At 62.3% G+C, this 26033-nt stretch carries 24 protein-coding genes and 1 tRNA gene; 10 read left to right on the plus strand and 15 right to left on the minus strand.

Annotated elements, in window-relative coordinates:
- Nucleotides 1–843: a foldase protein PrsA gene (locus JCM7686_RS15180; RefSeq protein ID WP_041527992.1), complete on the minus strand. Its 843-nt coding sequence runs from the start codon at nucleotides 841–843 to the stop codon at nucleotides 1–3.
- Nucleotides 844–1048: 205 nt separating this feature from the next.
- Between JCM7686_RS15180 and secA the strand changes: the two genes are divergently transcribed.
- Entirely contained in the window at nucleotides 1049–3754 is a 2706-nt protein-coding gene (secA, locus tag JCM7686_RS15185) for a preprotein translocase subunit SecA (protein ID WP_020951674.1), read from the plus strand.
- Between the two features lie 235 nt (nucleotides 3755–3989).
- Nucleotides 3990–4445 (plus strand): PACE efflux transporter, encoded by a 456-nt coding sequence (locus JCM7686_RS15190; RefSeq protein ID WP_020951675.1) that lies wholly within the window; start codon nucleotides 3990–3992, stop codon nucleotides 4443–4445.
- 9 nt (nucleotides 4446–4454) lie between these two features.
- On the opposite strand, the gene JCM7686_RS15195 is transcribed toward JCM7686_RS15190, so the two are convergent.
- Nucleotides 4455–5156, minus strand: a complete 702-nt coding sequence (locus tag JCM7686_RS15195; RefSeq protein WP_020951676.1) for a response regulator — start codon at nucleotides 5154–5156, stop codon at nucleotides 4455–4457.
- Nucleotides 5157–5160: 4 nt separating this feature from the next.
- Nucleotides 5161–5676 (minus strand): MarR family winged helix-turn-helix transcriptional regulator, encoded by a 516-nt coding sequence (locus JCM7686_RS15200; protein WP_041527405.1) that lies wholly within the window; start codon nucleotides 5674–5676, stop codon nucleotides 5161–5163.
- A 162-nt stretch (nucleotides 5677–5838) separates the two neighbouring features.
- On the opposite strand from JCM7686_RS15200, the gene JCM7686_RS15205 reads away from it, so the two are divergent.
- Nucleotides 5839–6708 (plus strand): branched-chain amino acid aminotransferase, encoded by an 870-nt coding sequence (locus JCM7686_RS15205; protein ID WP_020951678.1) that lies wholly within the window; start codon nucleotides 5839–5841, stop codon nucleotides 6706–6708.
- A 97-nt stretch (nucleotides 6709–6805) separates the two neighbouring features.
- Here JCM7686_RS15205 and JCM7686_RS15210 read toward each other — a convergent pair whose 3' ends face one another.
- From JCM7686_RS15210 to JCM7686_RS15260, 12 genes are all read right to left on the minus strand, one after another.
- Entirely contained in the window at nucleotides 6806–6997 is a 192-nt protein-coding gene (locus tag JCM7686_RS15210; RefSeq protein ID WP_020951679.1) for a hypothetical protein, read from the minus strand.
- Between the two features lie 63 nt (nucleotides 6998–7060).
- Nucleotides 7061–7525, minus strand: a complete 465-nt coding sequence (locus JCM7686_RS15215) for a PTS sugar transporter subunit IIA (RefSeq protein ID WP_020951680.1) — start codon at nucleotides 7523–7525, stop codon at nucleotides 7061–7063.
- 70 nt (nucleotides 7526–7595) lie between these two features.
- Nucleotides 7596–8174: a ribosome hibernation-promoting factor, HPF/YfiA family gene (gene hpf / locus JCM7686_RS15220; RefSeq protein WP_020951681.1), complete on the minus strand. Its 579-nt coding sequence runs from the start codon at nucleotides 8172–8174 to the stop codon at nucleotides 7596–7598.
- 168 nt (nucleotides 8175–8342) lie between these two features.
- Nucleotides 8343–9113: an LPS export ABC transporter ATP-binding protein gene (gene lptB / locus JCM7686_RS15225; RefSeq protein WP_407946426.1), complete on the minus strand. Its 771-nt coding sequence runs from the start codon at nucleotides 9111–9113 to the stop codon at nucleotides 8343–8345.
- Entirely contained in the window at nucleotides 9113–9622 is a 510-nt protein-coding gene (gene lptA / locus JCM7686_RS15230; protein ID WP_020951683.1) for a lipopolysaccharide transport periplasmic protein LptA, read from the minus strand. Before lptA ends, lptB begins: the two co-directional genes overlap by 1 nt.
- Nucleotides 9623–9666: 44 nt before the next feature.
- The gene (locus JCM7686_RS15235; RefSeq protein WP_020951684.1) at nucleotides 9667–10248 is read right to left on the minus strand and encodes an LPS ABC transporter substrate-binding protein LptC; all 582 of its coding nucleotides are present in this window, start codon (nucleotides 10246–10248) and stop codon (nucleotides 9667–9669) included.
- 3 nt (nucleotides 10249–10251) lie between these two features.
- A complete protein-coding gene (locus JCM7686_RS15240) occupies nucleotides 10252–11196 on the minus strand; it encodes a KpsF/GutQ family sugar-phosphate isomerase (RefSeq protein WP_020951685.1) in 945 nt (314 codons plus the stop codon).
- A 9-nt stretch (nucleotides 11197–11205) separates the two neighbouring features.
- Complete coding sequence (locus tag JCM7686_RS15245) at nucleotides 11206–11820, minus strand: ribonuclease D (protein ID WP_020951686.1); 615 nt, start codon at nucleotides 11818–11820, stop codon at nucleotides 11206–11208.
- Between the two features lie 151 nt (nucleotides 11821–11971).
- Entirely contained in the window at nucleotides 11972–13804 is a 1833-nt protein-coding gene (locus JCM7686_RS15250) for an MFS transporter (RefSeq protein WP_020951687.1), read from the minus strand.
- Nucleotides 13805–14216: 412 nt separating this feature from the next.
- The gene (locus JCM7686_RS24760; protein WP_158442372.1) at nucleotides 14217–14369 is read right to left on the minus strand and encodes a hypothetical protein; all 153 of its coding nucleotides are present in this window, start codon (nucleotides 14367–14369) and stop codon (nucleotides 14217–14219) included.
- A gap of 380 nt (nucleotides 14370–14749) precedes the next feature.
- Nucleotides 14750–14834 (minus strand) — tRNA-Leu (locus tag JCM7686_RS15255).
- 95 nt (nucleotides 14835–14929) lie between these two features.
- Complete coding sequence (locus JCM7686_RS15260) at nucleotides 14930–15115, minus strand: hypothetical protein (protein ID WP_020951688.1); 186 nt, start codon at nucleotides 15113–15115, stop codon at nucleotides 14930–14932.
- Nucleotides 15116–15656: 541 nt separating this feature from the next.
- Here JCM7686_RS15260 and JCM7686_RS15265 point away from each other — a divergent pair.
- The 7 genes from JCM7686_RS15265 (at nucleotide 15657) to mtgA (ending at nucleotide 26028) form a co-directional block, all read left to right on the plus strand.
- The gene (locus JCM7686_RS15265; protein WP_020951689.1) at nucleotides 15657–16649 is read left to right on the plus strand and encodes a complex I NDUFA9 subunit family protein; all 993 of its coding nucleotides are present in this window, start codon (nucleotides 15657–15659) and stop codon (nucleotides 16647–16649) included.
- Entirely contained in the window at nucleotides 16649–17452 is an 804-nt protein-coding gene (locus JCM7686_RS15270; RefSeq protein ID WP_020951690.1) for an undecaprenyl-diphosphate phosphatase, read from the plus strand. Before JCM7686_RS15265 ends, JCM7686_RS15270 begins: the two co-directional genes overlap by 1 nt.
- A 150-nt stretch (nucleotides 17453–17602) precedes the next feature.
- On the plus strand, nucleotides 17603–19087 hold the full coding sequence (locus tag JCM7686_RS15275) for an NAD(P)-dependent oxidoreductase (protein WP_020951691.1): 1485 nt from the start codon (nucleotides 17603–17605) through the stop codon (nucleotides 19085–19087).
- A 12-nt stretch (nucleotides 19088–19099) separates the two neighbouring features.
- Nucleotides 19100–19876: a hypothetical protein gene (locus JCM7686_RS15280; RefSeq protein ID WP_020951692.1), complete on the plus strand. Its 777-nt coding sequence runs from the start codon at nucleotides 19100–19102 to the stop codon at nucleotides 19874–19876.
- A 32-nt stretch (nucleotides 19877–19908) separates the two neighbouring features.
- Nucleotides 19909–24456: a glutamate synthase large subunit gene (gene gltB / locus JCM7686_RS15285; protein WP_020951693.1), complete on the plus strand. Its 4548-nt coding sequence runs from the start codon at nucleotides 19909–19911 to the stop codon at nucleotides 24454–24456.
- Nucleotides 24457–24642: 186 nt separating this feature from the next.
- Nucleotides 24643–25218 carry a DUF1269 domain-containing protein gene (locus tag JCM7686_RS15290; protein ID WP_020951694.1) on the plus strand — a complete coding sequence of 192 codons (576 nt, stop codon included), beginning with the start codon at nucleotides 24643–24645 and terminating at the stop codon, nucleotides 25216–25218.
- A 69-nt stretch (nucleotides 25219–25287) separates the two neighbouring features.
- The gene (mtgA, locus tag JCM7686_RS15295; RefSeq protein WP_020951695.1) at nucleotides 25288–26028 is read left to right on the plus strand and encodes a monofunctional biosynthetic peptidoglycan transglycosylase; all 741 of its coding nucleotides are present in this window, start codon (nucleotides 25288–25290) and stop codon (nucleotides 26026–26028) included.
- Nucleotides 26029–26033 lie beyond the last annotated feature (5 nt).

Consider the following 26033-nt stretch of genomic DNA (forward strand, 5'->3'; position numbering starts at 1 on the left):
TCACTTCCCCAGAAGATCGGTTTTCGACAGCAGATCGGCGTTGATATTCGGCGTCTTCTCGATTTTCGCGGCTTCCACCGCTTTCTGGATCGCGGCCTCGACGCGGTCGCGGCGGACCTGAACGGCGAGCTGCTCCTTGACCTCATCGAATTTCGGAGCCGAGACATCGCGCGTCTCGATCAGCTTGATGACATGCCAGCCGAACTGGGTCTGAACCGGCTGCGAGACCTCGCCCGGCTTCAGCGTTTTCACCGCATCGGCGAAAGGCTGGACCATCTGCTCGGGCTGGAACCAGCCCAGCTCGCCCAGATTGGGCCCCGAGGCGGTATCGGTCGATTTTTCCTGCGCGATCTTGCCGAAATCGCCGCCCTTGGCCAGCTCATCCTCGATTGCCTTGGCCTCATCCTCGGTTTTCACAAGGATATGAGCCGCGTGATATTCGGTCTTGGGGGCGGTCTGGCTGCCGAAGGCCTTTTCATAGACGGCCTTCAGCTCGGCATCGGTCGGATCGCTGGCCGCGACCTTTTCCAGCACCGCGCCCGCCAGATAGGCGCGCCGGTCGAGCTCCAGCACGGCCTTGTCACGCAGGGTCAGATCATTGGCCTTTTCCTGCCCGACGGCGGTCTGGCGGATCATCTGGTCAAGCATCAGGTCCCACAAAGCGGTATTGGGCAAATTGGCGGTCGCCTCCTCGCTCATCCCTTCTCTCATCGCGATCATTTGGCCAAGCGTGATCGCATCGCCATTCACGGTCGCGACGACCGTATCGGCAGAGACCTCGGCATTTTGGGCAAATACCGGCGTCGCTGCAAGAAAAGCAACGGCCAGAATGGGTTTGAGCATGCATTTCCCCTTTGCGGGACAGGCCGAATCCGCGGAGGAAACCGGCGCAAGCGTTGACAGATGGACGGTCGAGGCATACATCCGGCGCAACCGATAATGCGCGCCCCCGCCGTTATTCCGTCCTGTAAATAGGGCAGGACGAATGGTTCGGGCAAGTGGCCGTAAGGGCTAGCGCTTCCCCGATACACGAATTTTGAAGGCTCATATGCTCGGCTTCGGAACTCTGGCGAAAAAGGTCTTTGGCACGCCCAACGACCGCAAGGTGAAAGCATCCCGTCCGCTCGTCGCTCAGGTCAACGCATTGGAACCGAAATTCCAGGCGATGTCTGACGAGGACCTGATCGGCAAAACCCGCGAATTGCAGGGTCGCGCCCAGTCCGGAGAGTCGCTCGACAAGCTTCTGCCCGAGGCTTTTGCGAACTGCCGCGAGGCCGCGCGCCGCGCGCTTGGCCTGCGGGCTTTCGACACGCAGCTGATGGGCGGGATCTTCCTCCATCAAGGCAATATCGCCGAAATGAAGACCGGTGAGGGCAAAACCCTCGTCGCGACCTTCCCGGCCTATCTTAATGCGCTGGCGGGCAAGGGCGTCCATATCGTCACCGTCAACGACTATCTGGCCAAGCGGGACGCGGGCTGGATGAGCAAGGTTTTTGCCCAGCTCGGCATGACCACGGGCGTCGTCTATCCGTTCCAGCAGGACGAAGAAAAGCGCGCCGCCTATCAGGCCGACGTGACCTATGCGACGAACAACGAGCTTGGCTTCGACTATCTGCGCGACAATATGAAAAGCTCGGTCGATCAGATGACCCAGCGCGATCATTTCTTCGCCATCGTCGATGAGGTCGATTCGATCCTGATCGACGAAGCGCGGACGCCGCTGATCATCTCGGGCCCCTCGCAGGACCGCTCCGAGCTTTACATCACGCTCGACAAATTCATCCCCGAGCTGTCGGAAGAGCATTACAAGCTCGACGAAAAGACCCGCAACGCCACCTTCACCGAGGAAGGCAACGAGTTTCTCGAAAACCGCCTGCGCGATGCGGGCGTGTTGCCGGCGGATCAGACGCTCTACGATCCGGAATCGACCACGATCGTCCACCACGTCAACCAGGCGCTGCGGGCGCATAAGCTGTTCCAGCGCGATCAGCATTACATCGTCCGCGACAACGAAATCGTCCTGATCGACGAATTCACCGGCCGGATGATGGCGGGTCGCCGTCTCTCGGATGGTCTGCATCAGGCGATTGAGGCCAAGGAAGGCGTGGCGATCCAGCCCGAGAACGTGACGCTCGCCAGCGTGACCTTCCAGAACTATTTCCGCCTTTACGACAAGCTGGGCGGCATGACCGGCACCGCCGCGACCGAGGCAGAGGAATTCGCCGAGATCTATAAGCTCGGCGTCGTCGAAGTTCCGACCAACCGTCCGGTCCAGCGCCGCGATGAACATGACCGCGTCTACCGCACCGCGGGCGAGAAATACGCCGCCGTGCTGGAAACGATCCGGGAAGCCAATGCCAAGGGTCAGCCGATCCTTGTTGGCACGACCTCGATCGAGAAGTCGGAAATGCTCTCGCAAATGCTGACCAAAGCGAACATTCCGCATAACGTGCTGAACGCACGCGAGCATGAGCGCGAGGCCTATATCGTCGCCGAAGCCGGCAAGATGGGCGCCGTAACCATTGCGACCAACATGGCCGGTCGCGGCACCGACATCCAGCTTGGCGGCAACGTCGAGATGCGGGTGATGGAAGAGCTCGCCAAGACCCCCGAGGCGCATCCCGACGAGATCCGCGCTCAGGTCGAGGCCGAGGTCGCCGCCGCCAAGAAAGAAGTGCAAGAGGCCGGTGGTCTCTTCGTTCTGGCGACCGAGCGTCACGAAAGCCGCCGCATCGACAATCAGCTGCGCGGTCGTTCGGGCCGTCAGGGCGACCCGGGCCGCTCGCTGTTCTTCCTGTCGCTGGAAGACGATCTCATGCGCATCTTCGGCTCCGAACGGCTCGAGAAAGTGCTCTCGACGCTTGGCATGAAAGAGGGCGAGGCGATCGTTCACCCTTGGGTCAACAAATCGCTCGAACGCGCGCAGGCGAAGGTCGAAGGCCGCAACTTCGACATCCGCAAGCAGCTTTTGAAATACGACGACGTGATGAACGACCAGCGCAAAGCCGTCTTTGCGCAGCGCCGCGAGATCATGGAATCGGAAGAGGTCGCCGAGATCACCGCCGATATGCGCGAACAGGTCATCGCCGATCTGGTCGAGCAGCATATGCCCGCCAAGGCCTATGCCGAGCAATGGGACGTGGCCGGGCTGAAGCAAGCCGTGATCGAGCAGCTGAACATGGAGCTGCCGGTCGATGAATGGGCCGCCGAAGAGGGCTCCAATCAGGACACCATCCGCGAGCGCATTCAGGACGCGACCGACGCCTATATGGCCCAGAAGGTCGAGCAGTTCGGCGCGGAAAACATGAACCAGATCGAAAAGCAGGTTCTGCTTCAGCAGATCGACGCGAAATGGCGCGAACATCTGGTGACGCTCGAACATCTGCGCTCGGTCGTGGGCTTCCGTGGCTATGCGCAGCGCGATCCGCTGTCGGAATACAAGACCGAGGGCTTCCAGCTGTTCGAGCGCCTGCTCGACGGGCTGCGCTCGGAAGTGACGCAGCAGCTTGCCCGCATCCGCCCGCTGACCGAGGCCGAGCGCGAGCAGATGATGCGCGACTATCTTCAGCAGCAGCAGCAGACCGAGCAATCCATGCATGCCGAGCATGAGGATGCCGAGGTCGCCGAGGTTGCGGGCCGCATCCCGGGCTTTGATGCCGAAGATCCGACCACTTGGGGCAACCCGTCGCGCAACGACCCCTGCCCCTGCGGCTCGGGCGAGAAGTTCAAACATTGCCACGGCCGCCTGGCCTGAGGCACATGTCATGATGAGAAACGGCGGTCCCCCGGGGCCGCCGTTTTCATTTGCCCCTTGGGCTGCCAGCCCGCCTGCCCCGGCTCTTGAGCTTCGCGCCGTTGCGCGTTACCCCTTGGCCCATAGGCGGAAACCGCGGCCTATCCGGGCAGATTTGCCCGCTTCGCAGATTTCCGGGGCGGACCGGCGCATGAGGGACAGCCAAAGCGGCTGCCCATCGGCTTCGGAGGCCCAGATGTTTCAACTTCCCCCTGGACGGCGTCGGCTGGTCTATGTCGTCATTTTCGAGATCACCGCGATCACGCTCTCGACCTTCCTGCTGATGTGGCTCAGCGGCAGCGGCGCGAGCCAATCCCTGCCGCTGGCCATCGCAGTCTCGGCCATCGCGGTCAGCTGGAATTATCTTTACAACACGCTCTTCGAGGCATGGGAGCGCAGGCGCCGCATCGCGGCGCGCACGGTCAAGATCCGCACGCTCCATGCGCTCGGCTTCGAGGCGGGCCTGCTGGTGGCGACCGTCCCGCTTTACATGGTCTGGTATAGCGTCGGCGTTCTTGCCGCGATCCAGATGGAACTCGCGCTGATCGCCTTCTTCCTCGTCTATACCTACCTGTTCACCTGGGGCTTCGACACGGTCTTCGCTTTGCCGCGCTATGACGCAGATGGGGACGGCGCCGCGCCCGCCAAATGACGCCCGGCCTTAATCGGGCACCAGCATATAGCCCAGACCGCGCACGGTTTGCAGAAAGCGCGGCTCGCGCGGGTCGGGCTCGATCTTGCGGCGCAGGCGGGTGATCTGAACATCAATGGCGCGCTCGGAATTGTCGCCCGCCTCCTCCGAGGGGCTGCGGCCAAGCTCTTCGATGAGATCGGTCCGGCTCACCGGCGCGCCCGGCGTATCGGCAAGGCGACGCATCAGCACCTGCTCGGTCCCGGTCAGACGCACCGGAACCTCCCCCTGCCAGAGATCGCCCTTGTCGACATCATAGCGCAACCCGCCAAGCGTCAGGAACTTCGGCCCCCGCGCCTCTGTCGCGGGCATCCGGCGCAGGATCGCGGCAATGCGCAGCAACAGCTCGCGCGGCTCGAAGGGCTTGGGCAGGTAGTCATCGGCGCCGCTTTCAAGCCCGGTGATCCGGTCGCCGGTCTCGCCCTTCGCTGTCAGCAGAAGGATCGGCGTCGTCATCCGTTTGCGCAGATCGCGGGTCAGCGAGAACCCGTCCTCACCGGGCATCATCACATCCAGCACGATGAGATCGAAATCGAGCCCCGCCAGCAAGCGCCGCGCGTGTTCGGCATCGCGCGCTGTCGTGACCAGATAGCCGCTGCGCATCAGGAATCGGCGGAGCAGCGAGCGGATGCGTTCGTCGTCATCGACGACCAGAATATGGGCTTCGGTCAATTTCTTACGCTTCGTCCTCAGGCTTCAAGGCACGATACTGGCGAAGGGTGTCGCGGTCCATCATCGCTTCCATGACCTGACGAAATCCCGCCACCGCTTGCGGCCCCGCAGTGCGATAAGCATTGCGCATCCGGCTGCGCTGCGGCTCGGACAGACGCCGCTCAAGCGCGGTGCCCTTCTCGGTCAGATGCAGCAACCGCTCGCGCCGGTCGCGCCGCCCAACCCGGCTTTCGACCAGACCGTCCTCGATCAGACTGCGCAACACGCGGTTCAGCGACTGCTTGGTCACTTGCAGCACATCGAGGAGCGCCGTCACCGTAAGCCCGGGCTCGCGGTTGATGAAGTAAAGCGCGCGATGATGAGCGCGGCCATAGTCGATTTCCGACAGGATCTGATCCGGGTCCGAGGTAAAGGCGCGGTAAGAGAAATACATCGCCTCGATGCCGCGCCGGATCTGCTCATCCGTCAGGAACAGAAGGGTCTCGCTGTTGATCCCCGCCCCCGGTGCCTTGTCCTGCATGAAGATCCTCTCTTCGCCGTTCTGATCTGCTTGGCCTGATTATTACGTCAGAATTGTTGACTTTCCAATCACGAAAGATTAGCGATAGGGCAGATTACGCAACTTTCGCCATTTTTTACCGAAGAGATGGCAACTTTAGAAAATCAGTCGCCGGAGGGAAAGATGGCAGGCTCATATGACGATCGCGATGGCAAGATCTGGATGGACGGCGCGCTGGTGGATTGGCGCGATGCCCAGGTGCATATCCTGACCCATGCCCTGCATTATGCGAGCTCTGTCTTTGAAGGCGAGCGCTGCTATAATGGCAAGATCTTCAAGGGCCATGAGCACTCGCTGCGCCTGATCGAATCGGCGCGTCTGCTGGATATGCCCTCGCCCTATACCGCCGAGGAAATCGACGCGGCGAAAGAGGCGGTTCTGAAGGCGAATGGCTTTGAAAATGCCTATGTCCGCGCGGTGATGTGGCGCGGCTCGGGTCCGGAAATGGGCGTCTCGGCCAAGGGCAACCCGGTGCGCATGGCCGTCGCCGCTTGGGAATGGGGCGCTTATTACGGCGATGCGAAATGGGACGGCGCCAAGCTCGATGTCGCGACCTGGAAGCGTCCTGACCCGCAGACGATCCCGGTCGCGGCCAAGGCTGCCGGTCTTTACATGATCTGCACCATGTCGAAACATGCCGCCGAGAAAAAAGGCTGCTCGGATGCGCTCTTCATGGATTGGGAAGGCTATGTCGCCGAGGCGACCGGCGCGAATATCTTCTTCACCAAGGACGGCGAGGTTCACACGCCGCTGGCCGACCGCTTCCTGAACGGCATCACCCGCCAGACCGTCATCGGCCTCTTGAGAGATGCAGGTATCACCGTCCATGAGCGCCGCATCCGCCCCGAAGAGCTGGCCTCTTTCGAGGAATGCTGGCTGACCGGCACCGCCGCCGAAGTGACCCCGGTCGCGCAGATCGGTGACTGGGCCTTCAAGATCGGCCCGATCGCGCGCCAGATCTCGGACACTTACGAAAAGCTCGTCCGCGCCTGATCCGGCGCCGTTCAGGCAAAAGAAAACCGGCCATAGCGCACTGCCCGGCCGGTTTTTTCATCGCATGGGGTCGATGCCCCGAAGGTCAGCGCGGCGGTCAGACCTGACGGCCGCGCTCGATCCGGGCATATTCGACCGCGCGCCGGTTCGACTCCTCTGCGCGAGGCGCGGGCCGCTGATGCAGCTCCTTGACCGCCGGATGCACCCCACCCTCGCGTTCATGTTGAACGAAATGCGCGAGCCGGCTTGATCCGGCTTCCCGTTCTTGCGTTTCGTCGTGATTGCTCATCTTCCACGCCCTCCTGGTCTTTCTGACCGAAATGATACGCGAATTCCGGCCAGTTTGCAGCTTTTATGCAGCCTTGATCCCCGGTGCGGCGGCCAGCAAGGCATGCAGCGCGACCGGATCTTCATTGGCGCGCAATTTGTTGCGCAGATCCTGATCGCGCAGCGTCCGCGAGACCAGCGCCAGTGCCTTGAGGTGATCGACCCCGGTGCTTTTGGGCGCGAGCAGGGCAAAGATCAGATCGACCGGCTGGCGATCGACCGCATCGAAATCCAAGGGCTTTTCGAGACGCAGGAACAGCCCAACCACCCGGTCGAGCCCATGCAGCCGCGCATGCGGCAAGGCGACGCCATGGCCAACACCGGTCGGGCCGAGGCTTTCGCGTTCCTGCAGCGCATCCAGTGTCTGGGCGACATCCACCCCATAGACAGACCGGGCGAGCTCGGAAATCTCTTGGAACAGGCGTTTTTTCGAGGTGGTCTGAGCCAGGACCTTAACGGCTCCGAGCGAAAGGATATCGGCAATCTGCATGTCTAATTATCCCAATCCCGGCTGCCAAAAGCAACCGGGATGAATGATCGGCAATCAGCCTTGGTGAGAGTCACCCAAGACCGCGGGGGTCGATCCAGCCTACATTGCCGTCTTCACGGCTATAGACCACGTTCACGCCCCCATGTTTTTCGTTGCGGAAAACCAAAAGCGGCTTCCCGGCCAGTTCCATCTGCATGACCGCCTCACCTACCGAAAGCGTCGGTACGCGGGCTTCCATTTCGGCAATGATCATCGGCTGCGGAGGACCGTCGTTCTGCACTTCCCACTGATCATCATCAGAGGCGAGCACATACAGGTCGGCCGGACCAAAGGCAACCGGCTCCTCCCGCTCGCGATAATGGTCTTTCAGCCGCCGTTTGTAGCGTCTGAGCTGCTTGTCCATACGCTCGCGGCATTGATCGAAGGCGGCATAGACCTCCGAAGCTTTGCCCTGCGCTTGCGCGGTCAATCCGGTGGAAAGGTGAATCACGGCATCGCAAACAAATTCATGCGCATTCTTTGAAAAGACCAGTGTCGCGTCGGTGGGGCGCTGCTGATATTTCTCGAACGTCGCTTCGAATTCGGTTTCGACGTGAGTGGCGAGCGCATCGCCGACATCCATTTGCTTTCCACTGATTTGATAGCGCATGTTGGTCTGTCCTTTCGGTTGCCCCACTGCGGCGTGCCAAGCCGGACGACGCCGGTCCGTTGGGTGACGCGAGACGCCTATTCGTCCGCGCCATATACCTATTTGGTGGCAGCAAATCGCATCTGTCAACGGGTCTGACAGGGCTGTGAAAATATTGGTAAAATGGGCTCAGCCCATCTTGAAACCTTCCCCGAGATAGACTCGGCGAACCTGCGGATCCTCGACGATTTCCGCCGCGGTGCCCGAGCGCAGGACATGGCCGTCATGCAGGATATAGGCGCGGTCCACGATCCCCAGAGTCTCGCGGACATTGTGGTCGGTGATCAGGACACCGATGCCCCGGCTCTTGAGGTCATGGACCAATCCGCGAATCTCTCCGACCGCGATCGGATCGACGCCGGCAAAGGGCTCGTCGAGCAGCAAAAAGCGCGGATTGGCGGCCAGACAGCGCGCGATCTCGACCCGGCGCCGCTCGCCGCCGGACAGCGCCATGGCCGAGGCCTTGCGCAGATGGCCAATGGAGAACTCGCCCAAAAGCTCCTCGAGCCGGTCGCGGCGGTCATGGGCATCGCGGCACACGACTTCGAGCACGGCGGTGATGTTTTGCTCGACGGTCAGGCCACGGAAAATCGACATTTCCTGTGGCAGATAGCCGATTCCCAACTGGGCGCGGCGATACATCGGCAGGCCGGTCGCTTCGACGCCCTCGATCAGCACATGACCGGCATCGGGCGCGATCAGCCCGGCAACGCAATAGAAACAGGTGGTTTTGCCCGAGCCGTTCGGCCCCAAAAGCGCCGCGACTTCGCCCTGCGCCAGCGAGAGCGAAACGTCGCGGATCACCGGGCGATTGCTGTAGGACTTGCGCAGGCCCCGCACTTCGAGACCCTTGCCCAGAACCTCGGCGGGCGCGGGTTGTGCCTCTTGCGTCATCGCCATCACTTCGTGCCCGGCTGCAGAACCGAGCGCACCCGGCCCGAAACATTGGCGGTGCCGGTGGCGAGATCGACGGTGACCTTTTCGCCCGAGAGCACACTCGGCCCTTGGGTCAGAAGCACGTTGCCGGTCAGCACGACATTGCCTGACCCCACGGTGTAATCGGCAGCCTGCGCCTCGGCGGCATCGGCGCCATTGACCATGGTGACATTGCCGCGCGCCTCGAAGGCCTGGATCTTGCGTTGATCGCCTTGGGTGAAAATCGCGGTCACCTTATCGGCCGAAAGCCGCATCGGCCCCTGCACGATCACAACATTGCCGGTCCAGACGGCACGGCCGCTTTTCTGATCAACCGCGAGATTGTCCGCGTTGACCTCGACCGGAGCCTTGGTGTCGGATTTGGTGCCAAAGGCCGTATTCTGCGCCGCGACCGGCGCGAGCAGGCCCACAGAAAGGAAAAGCGCGGCCGCACAGGCGGTGGTTCGACGGGCCAGGCGAAGCGGTCGGGGCATCGGACATCCTCTGAGATCGCCGGGCGGGCGCATCCACCCTCGGCTCACGGCTGATATATCATTCGCACGTCGCCTTTCAAATCAAGAACGTGCTGACCCGAACCATCGGGCAGAGTGCGCAGTTCCATCGAATTGGCGGTCAGCGTGCCGAAAGGTGCGACGGCCTCGACCGGCACATCCGAGACGAGGCTGCCCTGCTGGGTCTCGGCCACGAATTTATCCGAGGTCAGTTCCCAGCCGGTCGAGGTCGTCAGCTTGGCGTGATCGCTCAGGCGGATGGTCTCGCCCTCCATCTCGCCCGCGCCCGCGACCAGATGCGCGATGCCGCCGGTCAGATCCTTCAAGGTCAGATCGACCTTGCTCGCCGTGGTCAGGCTCTCGGCCGTGGCGCCGGGTGTTGCGGTCGCTGCCGTCATCTCGATCCGCGTGCCATCGGTCGCCACACCGGCATAGGTCGGCGCGGTGACCGCCGGGCGCTGGTTGATGTTTTCGGGGGTCACATCGGCATAGGGCAGAAGACTGCCGACATCGCGCCGCTCGCTGAAGAGAAACAGCGTCGAGAGCACCGCCAGCGCCGCCAGCGGAAGCAAGATGCGCAAAAAAGCGACGACGCGCGAGCGGAACATGGCTCAGACCATCCCGGTTCTCAGGAAATCATGGATATGCAGAATGCCCACGGGCTTGCCCTCGGCCACGGCAAAGAGGCTGGTGATCTTGCGCGCCTGCATCTGCGCCAGCGCGGTCTCGGCCAAAGCCTCGGGACCGATGGTGCGCGGATCGCGGGTCATGACCTCGGCCGCATTGCGCGACAAAAGCCCGTCCATATGGCGGCGAAGGTCGCCGTCGGTGATGATCCCGGTCAGCGCGCCCGCCTCGTCGGTGACGCCAGTGACGCCAAAGCCCTTCTGGCTGATCGTCAAAAGCGCCTCGGACATTGGCGCATCCTCGCGCACAAGCGGGATTTCCTGATGCATGAGATCGCCGACTTTCGACAGCCGCGCGCCCAGCTTGCCGCCGGGGTGGAAGGTGCGGAAATGCTCGGGCGTGAACTGGCGATGCTCCATCAGCGCAATCGCCAAAGCATCGCCCAGAGCCAGCGTCATCGTGGTCGAGGTCGTGGGCACGATCCCCTCGCCGCAGGCCTCGGGCGCGCGCGGCAGGACCAGCGCGACATCGGACTGGCGCAGCAGCGTCGATTCGGGGCGGCTCGCCACCCCGATCAGCGGGATCGAGAAGCGGCGGGTATGGGCGACGATATCGGCGATCTCGGGCGTTTCGCCAGAGTTCGACAAGACCAGCGCCACGTCATCTTGCGTGACCATGCCAAGATCGCCGTGGCTGGCTTCTGCGGGATGGACGAATTGCGCGGGCGTGCCGGTCGAGGCCAGCGTCGCAGCGAGCTTGCGCCCGATATGGCCGGATTTCCCCATGCCAGAGACAATGACCCGGCCGCGCGCGGCCAGAATCGTCTCGACCGCGGCCGAGAAACTGTCGTCGAGACTGTCGATCAGCGCGGCAAGGCCATCGGCCTCGGTTCGGATCACACGGCGGGCGGTTTCGAGATATGCGTTCATGGCCGCTATCTAATGGTGGAAGATGTCTTTTTCATCCCCCCAGCCCAGAAGATCGAGATGGGCGCGGGTGGGCAGGAAATCAAAGCAGGATTGCGCCAAGGCGCTGCGGCCCTCACGCTCGAGCCGCTTTTCAAGTTCGGCTTTCAGGCCGTGAAGGTAAAGCACATCCGAGGCGGCATAGTCGCGCTGCGCATCGCTGAGCAGGGCCGCGCCCCAATCGCTGGTCTGCTGCTGCTTGGAAATGTCGATGCCGCAAAGCTCGGACAGCAGATATTTCAGCCCCTGCCGGTCGGTATAGGTTCGGATCAGCTTCGAGGCGATCTTGGTGCACCAGACCGGAGCGGTGCGGACGCCAAATGCATTTTCCAGCGCGGCAATATCGAAGCGCCCGAAGTGGAAGAGCTTGAGCACGGCAGGATCTTGCAACAGCCGCACCAGATTCGGAGCCTCACGCTGACCGCGCGCGATCTGGACCAAATGGGCCGAACCGTCTCCGGCCGAAAGCTGGACAAGGCACAGCCGGTCACGGCGCGGATCAAGGCCCATCGTCTCGGTATCGATCGCGACCACGGATCCAAGATCCAGATGATCCGGCAGGTCGTTTTGATGGAGAGTAATGCTCATGCCGGGGCCCTGCGTTAACGTTTTGGTCAAGCTGTAATCCCATTCCGCCCCCCATGACCACCCCCGCTTTCGCCCAGAGGTGGAATGCCGCCGAAACGCAGCGAGCCGCGCGGGGTCGCGCGGCTCGCCAATGGTTTCAGCCTCTCAAGGTTCAGCGCGAGGCGGGCGCATTGCCATAGCCGGTCTTGTGCAGGTCATGGCCCGGATCATCGGCGAAAAGGCTGCGCTTGTGCCCATCCGAGGGCACGAAGATCAGCCCGATGACCACGGTCGCAGCGGCGATGACGACCGCATACCACAGCCCCGCATAGATATTGCCCTCTTGCGCCGAGATCGCGAAAGCGGTCGCGGGCAGCAGGCCACCGAACCAGCCGTTGCCGATGTGATAGGGCAGCGACATGCCGGAATAGCGGATGCGGGTCGGGAAAAGCTCGACCAGAGCCGCCGCCATCGGGCCGTAGACCATCGTCACCAGAATGATGAGATAGGTCAGCAGAACGACCATCTTCAGCTTCTGCGCGGTGAAGATGTCAAAGAAGTTCGACGCCTTCGCGATGGTGGTGTTTTCGGTCGCGACCAACGGATAGCCCGAGGCTTTCAGCGCATCATTCACCTGGGTCTCGAAGGCGGCTTTCGCGGCTTTCGCCTCGTCGCCGGTGAGCGTGCCCTCATAGGCGGTGATGGTCTGCTCGCCCACGCGAACCGTCGCGACAGTGCCCGCAGGCGCTTTCTCGGTCGTGTAGTTGACCGAAGATTTCGCCAACAGGGCCTTGGCGATGTCGCAGCTCGAGGTGAATTTCGACGCGCCGGTCGGATTGAACTGGAACGAGCAGGTCGCCGGATCGGCGGTGACCACCACGGTGGTGTTGTCCTGCGCATTGGCCAGAGCCGGGTTGGCGGTCTTGGTCAGCTCGTGGAAGACCGGGAAGAAGGTCAGCGCCGCGAGAAGGCAACCGCCCAGAATGATCGGCTTGCGCCCGATCCGGTCCGAGAGGCTGCCGAAGAAGACAAAGCCCGCCGTGCCAAGGATCAGCGCCCAGGCGATCAGCACGTTCGAGGTGAAGCTGTCCACCTTGACGACGTTGTTGATGAAGAAGAGCGCGTAGAACTGGCCCGAATACCAGACCACCGCCTGCCCCGCGGTCAGACCGAAGAGCGCGATCAGCGCGATCTTGGCATTCTTCCACTGGCCGAACGCCTCACGCAAAGGCGCTTTCGAGGTCGCGCCTTCTTCCTTCATCTTCTTGAAGGCCGGGCTCTCTTCCATTTGCAGACGAATATAAAGCGAGACCGCGAGCAGGATCACCGAGACCAAGAACGGAATGCGCCAGCCCCAGGCCCGGAAGGGCTCGAGCATGACCTGCGCGCCATCCGGCCCAAGCAGCGGCTCGCCGTTCTGGAACTGCGGCACGGTCGGATAATTGCCGTTCACATAGGATTGCACGATCAGGATGATGACGAGCGAGAGCAGAAGCCCCAAGGTCGCCGTCGTCTGGATCCAGCTGGTATAATAGCCACGCCGGTGCGCGGGCGCGTGTTCGGCCACATAGGTCGCCGCCCCACCATATTCGCCACCAAGCGCCAGACCCTGCAACATGCGCAGCGCGATCAGGATGATCGGTGCGGCAACGCCCCAGCTTTCATAGCCGGGCAGAAGGCCGACGATGAAGGTCGAGATCCCCATGATCAGAATGGTCATCAGGAAGGTGTATTTCCGCCCGACGAGGTCTCCGAGCGAGCCAAAGACCAGCGCGCCAAGCGGGCGCACGATAAAGCCCGCGGCAAAGGCCAAAAGCGCGAAGACGTTGCGCGTCGCCTCGGGGAAGGCGGTAAAGAACTGCGCGCCGATGATCGCGGCGAGCGAGCCATAAAGATAAAAATCGTACCACTCGAAAACAGTCCCGAGCGATGAGGCGAGGATGACTTTCTTTTCCTCTCCGGTCATCGGCCGGGAACGGTCGACATCTGCTGCTGACGTAGCCATATCGTCCCTAGCTCCCTATCCATGTTCTTGTCTGTGCTTTGACCCGGACGCGTCGCCGTCCGGATCGTTTCGTGCCGGGACCGGGCCACGGGTCACCCCTCCCGACAGATCCACCAGCGTCTGGTCCGATCCACGATCGGAACCAGGCCTCCTCCTGCCTGCTGGCGAATGGAATGTGGTTCTGCCCACCGGGCCGCGCCCCGGGGCGGCAGGCTTGGACGGAACCGAAACTCTGGAAGTCTGGCATCGAAGCTGCGAACTGGCGCTGAAGGCGCGAGAACCGGCGCCGTCCTGCGGGCAGGAACATGGCCGATCGGGCACTGTCGCGGCCCGGCGTTCTCGGTGATCCCTCTTCAGCGCGGTTCTGTCTCAGCTCGAGCCCTCCGCTGCCTGATCTGTCATCCACGTGTCTTCAGTCGAGATGACGGGCGGCAGTCTTCACAATCATGTTAACCACGGCAGACAAAATCCGTAAATTGCCAAATCGTCGGGCTTCCCAGATCGCGCAAGAAAGTTGCAGGCGCAGCGCAGCACCGTGCAGCCGCAGAATCGCGTCCTTCAGCATGAAAAAATTGCGCGACTTTGATGTTTTTTTTCCGTGAAAGGTGTTTTCTCGGGACAAGGCGGCGCTGCGATCTAGAAAGCCTCGCCCAAGAGAGAAGCCGCCAGATCGAAAAGACCAAGGACCGCGCGCAAAAACCTCAGCATTGGCTAACGCCAGTCGCTGCTTTCCCCGTCGCGGGCTCACCAATCACGGCAGGCGAGCCAGCGAACGGGCCATGACCGCCCCACGTCGGTCGAACGCAGGCGTCAATTATTATTCATAAAAATCAATGTTATGATTGAAGACTGAGGGCTTTCGCGACTCCTGCAACGCGAAGCGAAACCCCAGAAAGCGCAAAACCCCGCAGTCTTACGACTACGGGGTTTTCGCCTTGCAGCAACTGGTGCCCAGAAGAGGACTCGAACCTCCACGCCTTGCGGCACACGGACCTGAACCGTGCGCGTCTACCAATTCCGCCACCTGGGCAATTGCTGTGAGCGGTGATCTAAAGGGAGCGACGGGGGGTGTCAACGGGGCTCGATACGAATTTTCGCAAAATCTTTACGAGATCGTGCCGAAGCCTAATCCCGGCGTTTTCGCACCACAAAAAGCGCCCAGAAAAGATAGACCCCGGCCGCCGCGAAAAGCACGGCCCAGACCGTCGCGGCATTCGAAAGCTCGACGCCCGCCCATGCGAGCGGCGCGGCCACGCAAAGCACCCGGACCCAAAGCCGGTCGAAAAAGGGATTATTCGGATCGACGAGCATCGCACCTCCTGCAGATTGGTGCGCTATCTTGCCGAAAGAACCGGCGGGACGGGAAGAGGGCGGATTGTCGCCAGACCCAGCGCCTTTGGAACCTCGGTCAATCCAATCATGAGAAGCACGGGAACCGGCCGCAGATGCGAGATTCGAAAGATGGTGTCGTCTGACCCTGCAATCAGCCGCAACCCCTTAACGTCTTCCACCGCCTACCACACCAGCTTTCCGACCATCTTTCTTTGGGCGTCGCCGTCCGGAAAGATCCGGCTCCTTAGCTGCTTGCAAGCCAAATCTGCTGCAGCCTTGCCATTGTGGACTCTCTTTGCCCTGCGTCAACAGACTAAATGGACAATAAAAGTTAGCGAGACGGCCCGCACCAAAAATCTGCACGGCATTCGAGCAATTTCCCGGCGCTTTTTGGCGGAAAATTTACCGCCCCAAGGCTAGGATCCTTGAGGCTTGGATTGCGCTCGGCTTGCCGTCGTGATCCCGCTTGTCTATTGAACGAACATCTATCTACCGAAGGCACCTACCGAAGGAGCGCGGGATGTCTGCAGCTAAGCTTGTCACGATCTATGGCGGGTCCGGTTTCCTTGGCCGGCAAATCGCACGGGTCCTGGCCTCTCAGGGCTGGCGCATCCGCGTCGCCGTCCGCCGCCCGAATGAGGCGATTGCCGTCCGCACCTATGGCGTGCCCGGCCAGATCGACCCGGTCCTGTGCAACGTGCGCGACGACCTTTCGGTGCGCGCCAGCATGACCGATGCCGATGCCGTGGTGAACTGCGTGGGCATCGCGCTGCGCGAAGGGAAAAACACCTTCGACGCCATCCATGAGGAAGCGGCGGCCCGGATCGCTCGGATTTCTGCCGAGCTGAAGATCAAAGAGCTCGTCCATATCTCGGCACTTGGCGCCGATTTCAAAGCGGACAGCGACTATCTCGCGTCGAAAGGCCGGGGTGAGGTCGCGGTGCTGGAGCAGCGCCCCGATGCCATCATCCTGCGTCCTGCCGCGATCTTCGGCTCGGACGACACCTTCTATAACCGGATCGGTGCGCTCTCGCGCCTGTGGCCGTTCCTGTTCGTGCCCGGCGCGAACAGCGAGATGCAGCCGGTCTATGTCATGGATGTCGCCAAGGCTGCAGCCAAGGCCGCAAATGGCGAGGTGCCTGCGGGCATCTATGAGCTCGCGGGCCCCGATGTGCTGACCATGCGCCAGATTGCGCGCCAGGTTCTGGACGTGACCGGTCGGCGTCGCGCGATCATCGGCCTGCCCGGCTGGATCGCGGGCTTGACCGGCAGCCTGCTCGACATCGGCTCGGGCGTCACCGGCGGGCTCATCAGCAACCGCATCTTGACCCGCGATCAGGCCCGGACCCTGCGCCGCCACAACCGTCAGGCCGAGGGCACCCAAGGGTTCGAGGTTTTTGGCATCGAGCCGACCGGCGCGATGGCCGTCATCCCCGAATATCTGTGGCGCTTCCGGCCCTCGGGCCAATATGCCGCAATCGCTGACACCGCCAAAAATCTGCGTCGGAACTGATGGATCACAATACGATTGTCGCGGCCATCCTGGGCCTGCTCGAGGGGTTGACCGAGTTCATCCCCGTTTCGTCAACGGGCCATATCCTGCTGGCAGGCCATTTCCTTGGCTTTGATTCTCCCGGTCGCGCCTTCGAGGTGTTGATCCAGCTTGGCGCCATCCTCGCCATCCTCGGCGTCTATGCCGGGCGGCTGTGGCAGATTTTTTCCGCAGCCCCCCATGACCCCAAAGCGCGTCATTTCATCTATGCGGTGACGCTGGCCTTCATTCCGGCGGTGATCATCGGGGTGATTGCCCATGACACGATCAAGAACGTGCTTTTTGAGACGCCGAAGCTGATTGCCTCGATGCTGATCCTCGGCGGCATCGTGCTTCTGCTCGTCGACAAATATGCAAAGAACCCGAAGTATCACCGGGCCGAGGATTTCCCCCTGCCCATGGCCTTGGCCATCGGCGTGATCCAATGCCTTGCGATGATTCCGGGCGTGTCGCGCTCGGGCTCGACCATCGTGGGCGCGCTGGCTTTTGGCGCGGACAAGCGTTCCGCGGCCGAGTTCAGCTTCTTCCTGTCGATGCCGACCATGCTCGGCGCCTTCGTCTTCGACCTGATGAAAAACCGCGACGTGCTGACCGAAGCGGCTGTGTCGAATATCGTGATCGGCTTCATCTGCGCCTTCATCGCGGCGGTGATCGTCGTCAAAGGCCTGCTGAACTATGTCTCGGCGCATGGCTACGCCCTGTTCGCCTGGTGGCGAATCATCGTCGGCGCCGTGGCTTTGCTGGCCCTTTCCATTCATGGGTAATGCATACTGACCTAATTTTTGCTCATTCCAGGCCTCATTCAACTTCTGGCTGCAAGAAAACGTAAATTAGGTCAGTCTGTCTGACTTTTTATTCAAAGCCCTTCGTTTTATCCCTTTTGCAGCAACGTCTGCCAAAAGGAATGCGAAGCCATGGCCACGCAAAGGATGCTCAAGTTCGTCACCGTCGGGCGGCAGATGCCCGAAAAGCGTGAGGCTGCGGACCGCTCTCAGGATTTCCACGAGATCTATCGCGAATTTGCGGCAGCCAAGGCGACCGAACAGGCCAGCCGGTGCAGCCAATGCGGCGTGCCCTATTGCCAGTCGCATTGCCCGCTGCACAACAATATCCCCGATTGGCTGCGCCTGACCGCCGAGGGCCGCACCGAAGAAGCCTATCTGCTCAGCCAAGAGACCAACACCTTCCCCGAGATCTGCGGCCGCATCTGCCCGCAGGACCGGCTGTGCGAGGGCAATTGCGTCATCGAGCAATCGGGCCATGGCACGGTCACCATCGGCGCGATCGAGAAATACATCACCGACACCGCTTGGGAGGAAGGCTGGGTCCGCGCGATCACGCCCCGCGAAGAGCGCCCCGAGTCGATCGGCATCATCGGTGCGGGCCCGGGCGGTCTGGCCGCCGCCGACCGGCTGCGCCGTCTGGGCTATCAGGTCACGGTCTATGATCGCCACGACCGCGCCGGCGGCCTGCTGATCTATGGCATTCCGGGCTTCAAGCTGGAAAAGGACGTCGTCGAGCGGCGCAACAAGCTTTTGGCCGATGGCGGCGTCGAATTCGTGCTGAACACCAATATCGGCGAGGATATCAGCTTTGACGCGATCCGGGGCCGCCATGATGCGGTGCTGATCGCGACCGGCGTCTACAAGACGCGCGATCTCGATATCGACAATGCCAATGCGCGCGGCATCGTGCGCGCGCTCGATTATCTGACCGCCTCGAACCGCGTCGATCTTGGCGATGAGGTCCCGGATTTCGAGGATGGCGAGCTCAATGCCAAGGGCAAGCGCGTCGTCGTCATCGGCGGCGGCGACACCGCGATGGATTGCGTGCGCACGGCGATCCGTCAGGGCGCGCAGTCGGTGAAATGCCTCTATCGCCGCGACCGCGCCAATATGCCCGGCTCGCAACGTGAGGTGCAAAATGCCGAGGAAGAGGGCGTCGAATTCATCTGGATGACCGCGCCCGGCGCCTTTGAAGGCCATGTCACCGGCGAGGCCGCCACTGCGGAAGAACGCGATGTCGACGGGCTTTACGGCGTTGCGGCGGTCCGGGTCCAAAAGATGCGCCTGGGCGCGCCCGATGTCACCGGCCGCCAATCGCCCGAGCTGATCCCCGGCGCCGATTACCACGAACCGGCCGAGCTGGTCATCAAGGCGCTTGGCTTTGAGCCCGAGGAGATTCCGCGGCTCTGGGGCGTCGACGGGTTGGAAGTGACCCGCTGGGGCACGATCAAGGCCCATTTCCAGACCCACCGCACCAGCCTGCCCGGCGTCTATGCCGTCGGCGATATCGTGCGCGGCGCAAGTCTGGTCGTCTGGGCGATCCGCGACGGTCGCGAGGCCGCCGACAGCATCGTCGAATATCTGGGCTCGACCAGCCGCGTCGCCGCCGAATAGGGAGAGATCGCCATGAAAAAGGCCTCCATTTCCTTAATCTCGCAGAACACGCCGGTCTCGGCTGGGTTGTCGCGCGCAGGCTTTGCTCTGACGGCGGCGCTGCTGGTGCTGCCCGCCCTGCCAGCGGGCGCGGGCAATTTCACCCCGCCCGAGAGCTGCAAGCTCGAGATGACGATCCAGAACCGCAGCTGCACGGTGGCGCAATATTACCGCTGCTCGAGCGACAATCCCGGCGATCAACGGGTGATGTATTTCGACCCGAATGGCGCGACCTTCGAATCGCGGATCGACAAGGAAACGCGCTGGCTCGAAAGCACCGATCTGCGCTCGGGCGTCACCGACATGCTGTCGTCAGAGGCCAAGGATCCGGCCTCCTTCGCGACACTGCTCGAAACCGGCTTTGACGATTTCGATTTCTGGACGGAATCGAGCACCGGCGAGCGGCTCCACCATGTCGGCCATGACAAGCTGACCGGCAAGAAGGTGACCATCGGCAGCGTGCCGCTTGAGGAAACCGAATTCGATCTCAAGACCTATAGCGAAACCGGCGACCTGCTGATTCACCGCTCGGGCAACCAGTTCATCAGCCGCGCGCAGGGCCGTTTCTACGGCGGCGTCGAAAGCTCGGAGGACTGGACCGGACGGTCCCAGAACACCAATGACAGCCCGGTCCACTTTGCGTTCCCCGGCCAGCCCGGTTTCGGCGAAACCCAGCCCGCCTATGACTGCGATTTGCAGATGGTGAGGGCCTATTCCACCCCGACCGCGCGCATCGGCGCGCCGTCCTGATCCTTCCCACCTCAGTCCCCGAGGGAAAAAACATGAGTGATTTCGACCAAAACTGGGAAGCCCAGGAAGAAGCCCGCCGCGCTTGGATGGCGGAAAACTCGCTGTATCGGTCCGAGGATGAGCATTCCTCTTGTGGCGTCGGCCTTGTGGTCTCGATCAACGGCCAAGCCAGCCGTCAGGTCGTCGAAAACGGCATCAATGCGCTGAAAGCGGTCTGGCACCGCGGCGCGGTCGATGCCGATGGCAAGACCGGCGACGGCGCGGGCATCCATGTCCAGATCCCGGTCCCGTTCTTCTACGATCAGGTTCGCCGCACCGGCCATCAGCCCGACAAGGAAAAGCTGATCGCGGTTGGCCAGATCTTTCTGCCGCGCACCGATTTTTCGGCTCAGGAACGCTGCCGGACCATCGTCGAGACCGAAGTCCTGCGGATGGGCCATTACATCTATGGCTGGCGCCATGTGCCGGTGAACACCTCGGTCTTGGGCGAAAAGGCCAATGCCACCCGCCCCGAGATCGAGCAAATCCTGATCCGCAATGAAAAGGGCATGGATCAGGAAGATTTCGAGCGCGATCTTTATATCATCCGCCGCCGGATCGAGCGCGCCGCCGTCGCCTCGCAGATCGCGGGTCTTTACCTGTGCTCGCTCTCGTGCCGTTCGATCATCTACAAGGGCATGATGCTGGCCGAGCAGGTCGCGGAATTCTATCCCGATCTCAAGGATGAGCGTTTTGAAAGCGCCTTCGCGATCTATCACCAGCGCTATTCGACCAATACCTTCCCGCAATGGTGGCTGGCCCAGCCCTTCCGGATGCTGGCCCATAACGGCGAGATCAACACGCTGAAGGGCAACCTCAACTGGTTGAAATCGCACGAAATCCGCATGGCCTCGAATGCCTTTGGCGCCATGGCCGAAGAGATCAAGCCGATCGTTCCGGCAGGGTCGTCGGATTCGGCGGCGCTCGATGCGGTTTTCGAAGTTCTGGTGCGCTCGGGCCGCTCGGCGCCGATGACCAAGACGATGCTGGTCCCCGAGGCCTGGTCGAAGGCCACCACCGACATGCCGAAAGCCTGGGCAGATATGTATGCCTATTGCAACTCGGTGATGGAGCCATGGGACGGCCCGGCGGCGCTTGCCATGACCGATGGGCGCTGGGTCTGCGGCGGGCTTGACCGCAACGGGCTGCGTCCGATGCGCTATGTCGTGACCGAGGATGGCCTGCTGATCGCGGGTTCGGAAATCGGCATGGTCCCGGTTGACGAGACCCGGCTGATCGAGAAAGGCGCGCTTGGGCCGGGCCAGATGATTGCCGTCGATATGGTGAACGGCGATCTTTACCACGACCGCGACATCAAGGACCGCCTCGCCGCGAGCCAGCCCTTCGGCGATTGGGTCGAGAAGGTCGTCCAGCCCTCCGAGCTGATGGCGCAATTGCCCGAGGCCCCGGAATTCACCGGCGAGGCGCTGCGCCGTCGCCAGATCGCGGCCGGTTTCACCATCGAGGTGATCGAGCAGATTCTGGCGCCGATGGCCGAGGACGGCAAGGAATCCTTGGCCTCGATGGGCGATGACACGCCGCCCGCAGTTCTGTCGCGCCAGCATCGCCCGCTCTCGCATTACTTCCGCCAGAACTTCAGCCAGGTCACGAACCCGCCGATCGACAGCCTGCGCGAAGCGCGGGTGATGAGCCTGCGCACGCGCTTTGGCAACCTCAAGAACGTGCTCGACGAAAGCTCGTCGCAGACCGAGATCACCATGCTCGAAAGCCCGTTCCTCGCGAATGGCGAATTCGCCGAGCTGACGCGGATGTTCTCGGATCAGGCGACGACGATCGACTGCACCTTCCCGCTCGACGGCGGCCCCGATGCTCTGGGCGAGGCTCTGGCCCGCATCCGCGCCGAATCCGAAGATGCGGTGCGCTCGGGTGCTGGCCATATCATCCTGACCGATGAGGGCCTCTCGGAAACCCGCGTCAGTGTCCCGATGATTCTGGCGACCTCGGCGATCCACAGCTGGCTGACCCGCAAGGGCCTGCGCACCTTCTGCTCGCTGAACGTGCGCTCGTCGGAATGCATCGATCCCCATGATGTCGCGGTGCTGATCGGCTGCGGCGCGACCACGGTGAACCCCTATCTGGCACAGGACACGCTCTCGGATCGGATCGAGCGCGGCCTGCTGGAGGGCAGCCTGATCGACATCATGACCCGCTACCGCGAGGCGGTGGATGGCGGCCTGCTGAAGATCATGGCGAAAATGGGGATCTCGGTGGTTTCCTCCTATCGCGGCGGTCTGAACTTCGAGGCGGTCGGTCTCTCGCGCGCCATGGTGGCCGAGTATTTCCCGGGGATGCAGTCGCGCATCTCGGGCATCGGGCTCCACGGGCTGCAAGCCAAGCTGATCGAGGCCCATGACCGCGGCTTCGATGTCGATCATGTCGAGCTGCTGCCGGTCGGTGGCTTCTACAAGTCGCGCCGCTCGGGCGAGAAACACGCTTGGGAAGCCAATACGATGAAGCTTCTCCAGATCGCCTGTGAGAAGGCGTCTTACGATGTCTGGAAGCAGTTTTCCGCAACCATGCGGGCCAATCCTCCGATCCATATCCGCGATCTGCTGGACATCAAGCCGCTTGGCAAAGCCGTCCCGATCGAGGAGGTCGAATCAATCACCTCGATCCGCAAACGCTTCGTGACGCCGGGCATGTCGCTGGGGGCGATTTCGCCCGAGGCGCATATGACGCTGAACATCGCGATGAACCGCATCGGCGCGAAATCCGACAGCGGCGAAGGCGGCGAGGATCCGGCGCATTCCGTGCCGCTTCCGAATGGCGACAATCCCTGCGCCAAGATCAAACAGGTCGCCTCGGGCCGCTTCGGTGTGACGGCGGAATATCTGAACGCCTGCGAAGAGCTGGAAATCAAGGTCGCGCAGGGGGCGAAACCCGGCGAGGGCGGCCAGCTGCCGGGCATGAAAGTGACCGATCTGATCGCGCGCCTGCGTCACTCGACCAAGGGCGTGACGCTGATCTCGCCGCCGCCGCATCACGATATCTATTCGATCGAGGATCTGGCGCAGCTGATCTATGACCTCAAGCAGATCAACCCGCGCGCCAAGATTACGGTGAAGCTGGTGGCCTCGTCGGGGGTCGGCACGATTGCGGCGGGCGTGGCCAAGGCCAAGGCCGATGTCATCCTGGTGTCGGGCCATAACGGCGGCACCGGCGCCTCGCCCGCGACCTCGATCAAATTCGCGGGCCTGCCCTGGGAGATGGGTCTGACCGAGGCGCATCAGGTTCTGGCGATGAACAAGCTGCGCGACCGCGTGACCCTGCGCACCGATGGCGGCCTGCGCACCGGGCGCGACATCGTCATGGCCGCGATGATGGGAGCTGAGGAATACGGCATCGGCACCGCCGCCTTGATCGCGATGGGCTGCATCATGGTGCGTCAGTGCCAGTCGAACACCTGCCCCGTGGGCGTCTGCACGCAGGATGAAAAGCTGCGCGCGATGTTCACGGGCTCGGCGGACAAGGTCGTGAACCTGATCACCTTCTATGCGACCGAAGTGCGCGAGATCCTCGCCAGCATCGGGGCGCGCAGCCTCGATGAGGTGATCGGTCGCGCCGATCTGCTCGAGCAGGTCAGCCGCGGCGACAAGGGGCTGGATGATCTCGACCTCAACCCGCTGCTGATCACCGTCGATGGCGCCGAGAAGATCGTTTACGACCGCTCGAAGCCGCGCAATGCGGTGCCCGATACGCTCGACGCCGAAATCATCCGCGACGCCGAGCGCTTTTTCTCGGAAGGCGAGAAAATGCAGCTTTCCTATGCCGTGCGCAACACCCAGCGCACGGTCGGGACGCGGACCACGTCGATGATCGTGCAGAAATTCGGGATGCGCAACAAGCTGCAGCCCGACCATCTGACGGTGCGTTTGACCGGCTCGGCAGGCCAGTCGCTTGGCGCCTTTGCGGCGCCGGGGCTGAAGATCGAAGTCTCGGGCGATGCCAATGACTATGTCGGCAAGGGCCTTTCGGGCGGCATGATCGTGGTACGCCCGCAAATGGGCAGCCCTCTGGTCGCGGCGGATAACACGATCATCGGCAATACCGTGCTTTACGGCGCAACCGACGGCTATCTTTTCGCCGCCGGCCGCGCGGGCGAGCGGTTCGCGGTCCGGAACTCGGGCGCGAAGGTGGTGATCGAGGGCTGCGGCACCAATGGTTGCGAATATATGACCGGCGGCGTTGCCGTGATCCTTGGCCGGATCGGCGCGAACTTCGGCGCAGGGATGACCGGCGGCATGGCCTATCTCTACGATCCCGAGCGCCTTGCCGATCAATATATCAACCCCGAATCTCTGGTGCTCTGCCCGGTCACCCAAGCCTTCTGGGAGACCGAGCTGAAAACCCTGATCGAGCAGCATCAGAAAGAAACCGGCTCGCGCCGCGCGGCGGAGATCTTGCAAAACTGGGCCGAGGAAAAGGCCAACTTCCTCCAGGTCTGCCCGCGCGAGATGCTGCCCCATCTCAAGCATCCGATCGCCGAGGTTGAAAGCATCCGCGCGGTTCCCGCCGAATAGGGCCTGCGACATGAGACTTCGAAGGGCGGCTCCGTGCCGCCCTTTTTGCTGCGCGATACGGGTCCAGATCAAGGACGCCGCCGCGTCGCCGGGGCAGCCTGTCCCGGTGTCAACGCGCACGGCCCGGGGAACAGCTTCGGGGTTGAGGGCGTTGAGCACGCAATCTCACCGAGAAAGGAAGATCAAATGTCTGACCTGATCGTCGTCGCCTTTGAGGATGAAGCCTCTGGTTTCGAGCTCCGCGCCGAACTTGTGAAAATGCAGCAGGAATATCTGCTCGAACTCGAAGATGTGGTCGTTGCCACCCGCAGCTCGGAAAACGACATCAAACTGCACCAAGCGGTCAACCTGACCGCTGCTGGCGCGCTTGGAGGCGGCTTCTGGGGCACGCTGGTCGGGCTTTTGTTCCTCAACCCGCTGCTCGGCGCCGCCGTCGGCGCGGCCTCGGGCGCCATCGCGGGCCGGTTCAGTGACATCGGCATCAACGACGATTTCATGCGAGATGTCAGCAAGGCGATCGTTCCCGGCGGCTCAGCGGTCTTCATCCTCCTGCGCAAGATGACTGCGGATAAGGTGCTCGCCCGGCTGGAAAGCTTCCACAAAAAGGGCCGCATTCTGCAATCCTCGCTCTCGGATGCGGACGAGGCCAAACTGCGCGAAGCCTTCGCCGGAGGCACGCTCGCCCAAACCGTCAACCCGGCAACCTCCAGCACGGCAGGGGCGGCCACGACAGCGCAAACCCCCGAGCCTTCACAGTCATAAGCGCAATTTCCAAGGCAATTCTCTGGGAAATGCTTGACGGATGCGGCATGGGCGTGACACGACCCGGCCATGTCGCACCATGCCGAGCTTTTAGATGACAACGACCCCCAGCCCCGGGACCCTCAGCCCCGGCGCCCGGCGCTGATGTTGCTGCTGCGCCGCCCCATGCGCTGGCTCAAATGGTTCGCGCTCCGCTGCTTTGCGCTGATGCTGGCGCTGGTCTTTCTCTTCGCCTTCGTAAATCCGCCGACGACCTGGACCATTCTCACCGAAACCCGCGCCCATCCCGGCACGCCGCATACCTGGACCCCGATCTCCGAGATCTCGCCCAATATGTTGCGCGCCGTGGTCGCCGCAGAGGATGCCAATTTCTGCTCCCATTGGGGCTTTGACATGCAGGAAATCCGCAAGGTCGTGGCCTCGGGCTCGTCGCGCGGCGCCTCGACCCTGACTCAGCAGACCGCGAAGAACGTCTATCTCTGGCAGGGCCGCAGCTGGCCGCGCAAATTCCTCGAAACCGCTTATACCCCGATGCTCAACTTCGTCTGGTCGAAACGCCGGATCGTCGAGGTCTATCTCAATGTCGCCGAATTCGGCCCCGGCGTCTTCGGGATAGCGGCGGCGGCGAAATATCACTTCAAGACCACGCCGGACAAGCTGACGATGCGGCAAGCGGCGGCTCTCGCCTCGATCCTGCCCGCTCCCAAAACCCGCAAACCCGATCCGAATTCGCCCCGCTCGCGCCAAATCATCAGCGGCGCAGAGACAATCGCCGCCGACGGCCGCGACGGTTGCCTGCACCTGAACTGACCGCC

Source organism: Paracoccus aminophilus JCM 7686 (genome assembly GCF_000444995.1).
Classification (GTDB): Bacteria; Pseudomonadota; Alphaproteobacteria; order Rhodobacterales; family Rhodobacteraceae; genus Paracoccus; species Paracoccus aminophilus.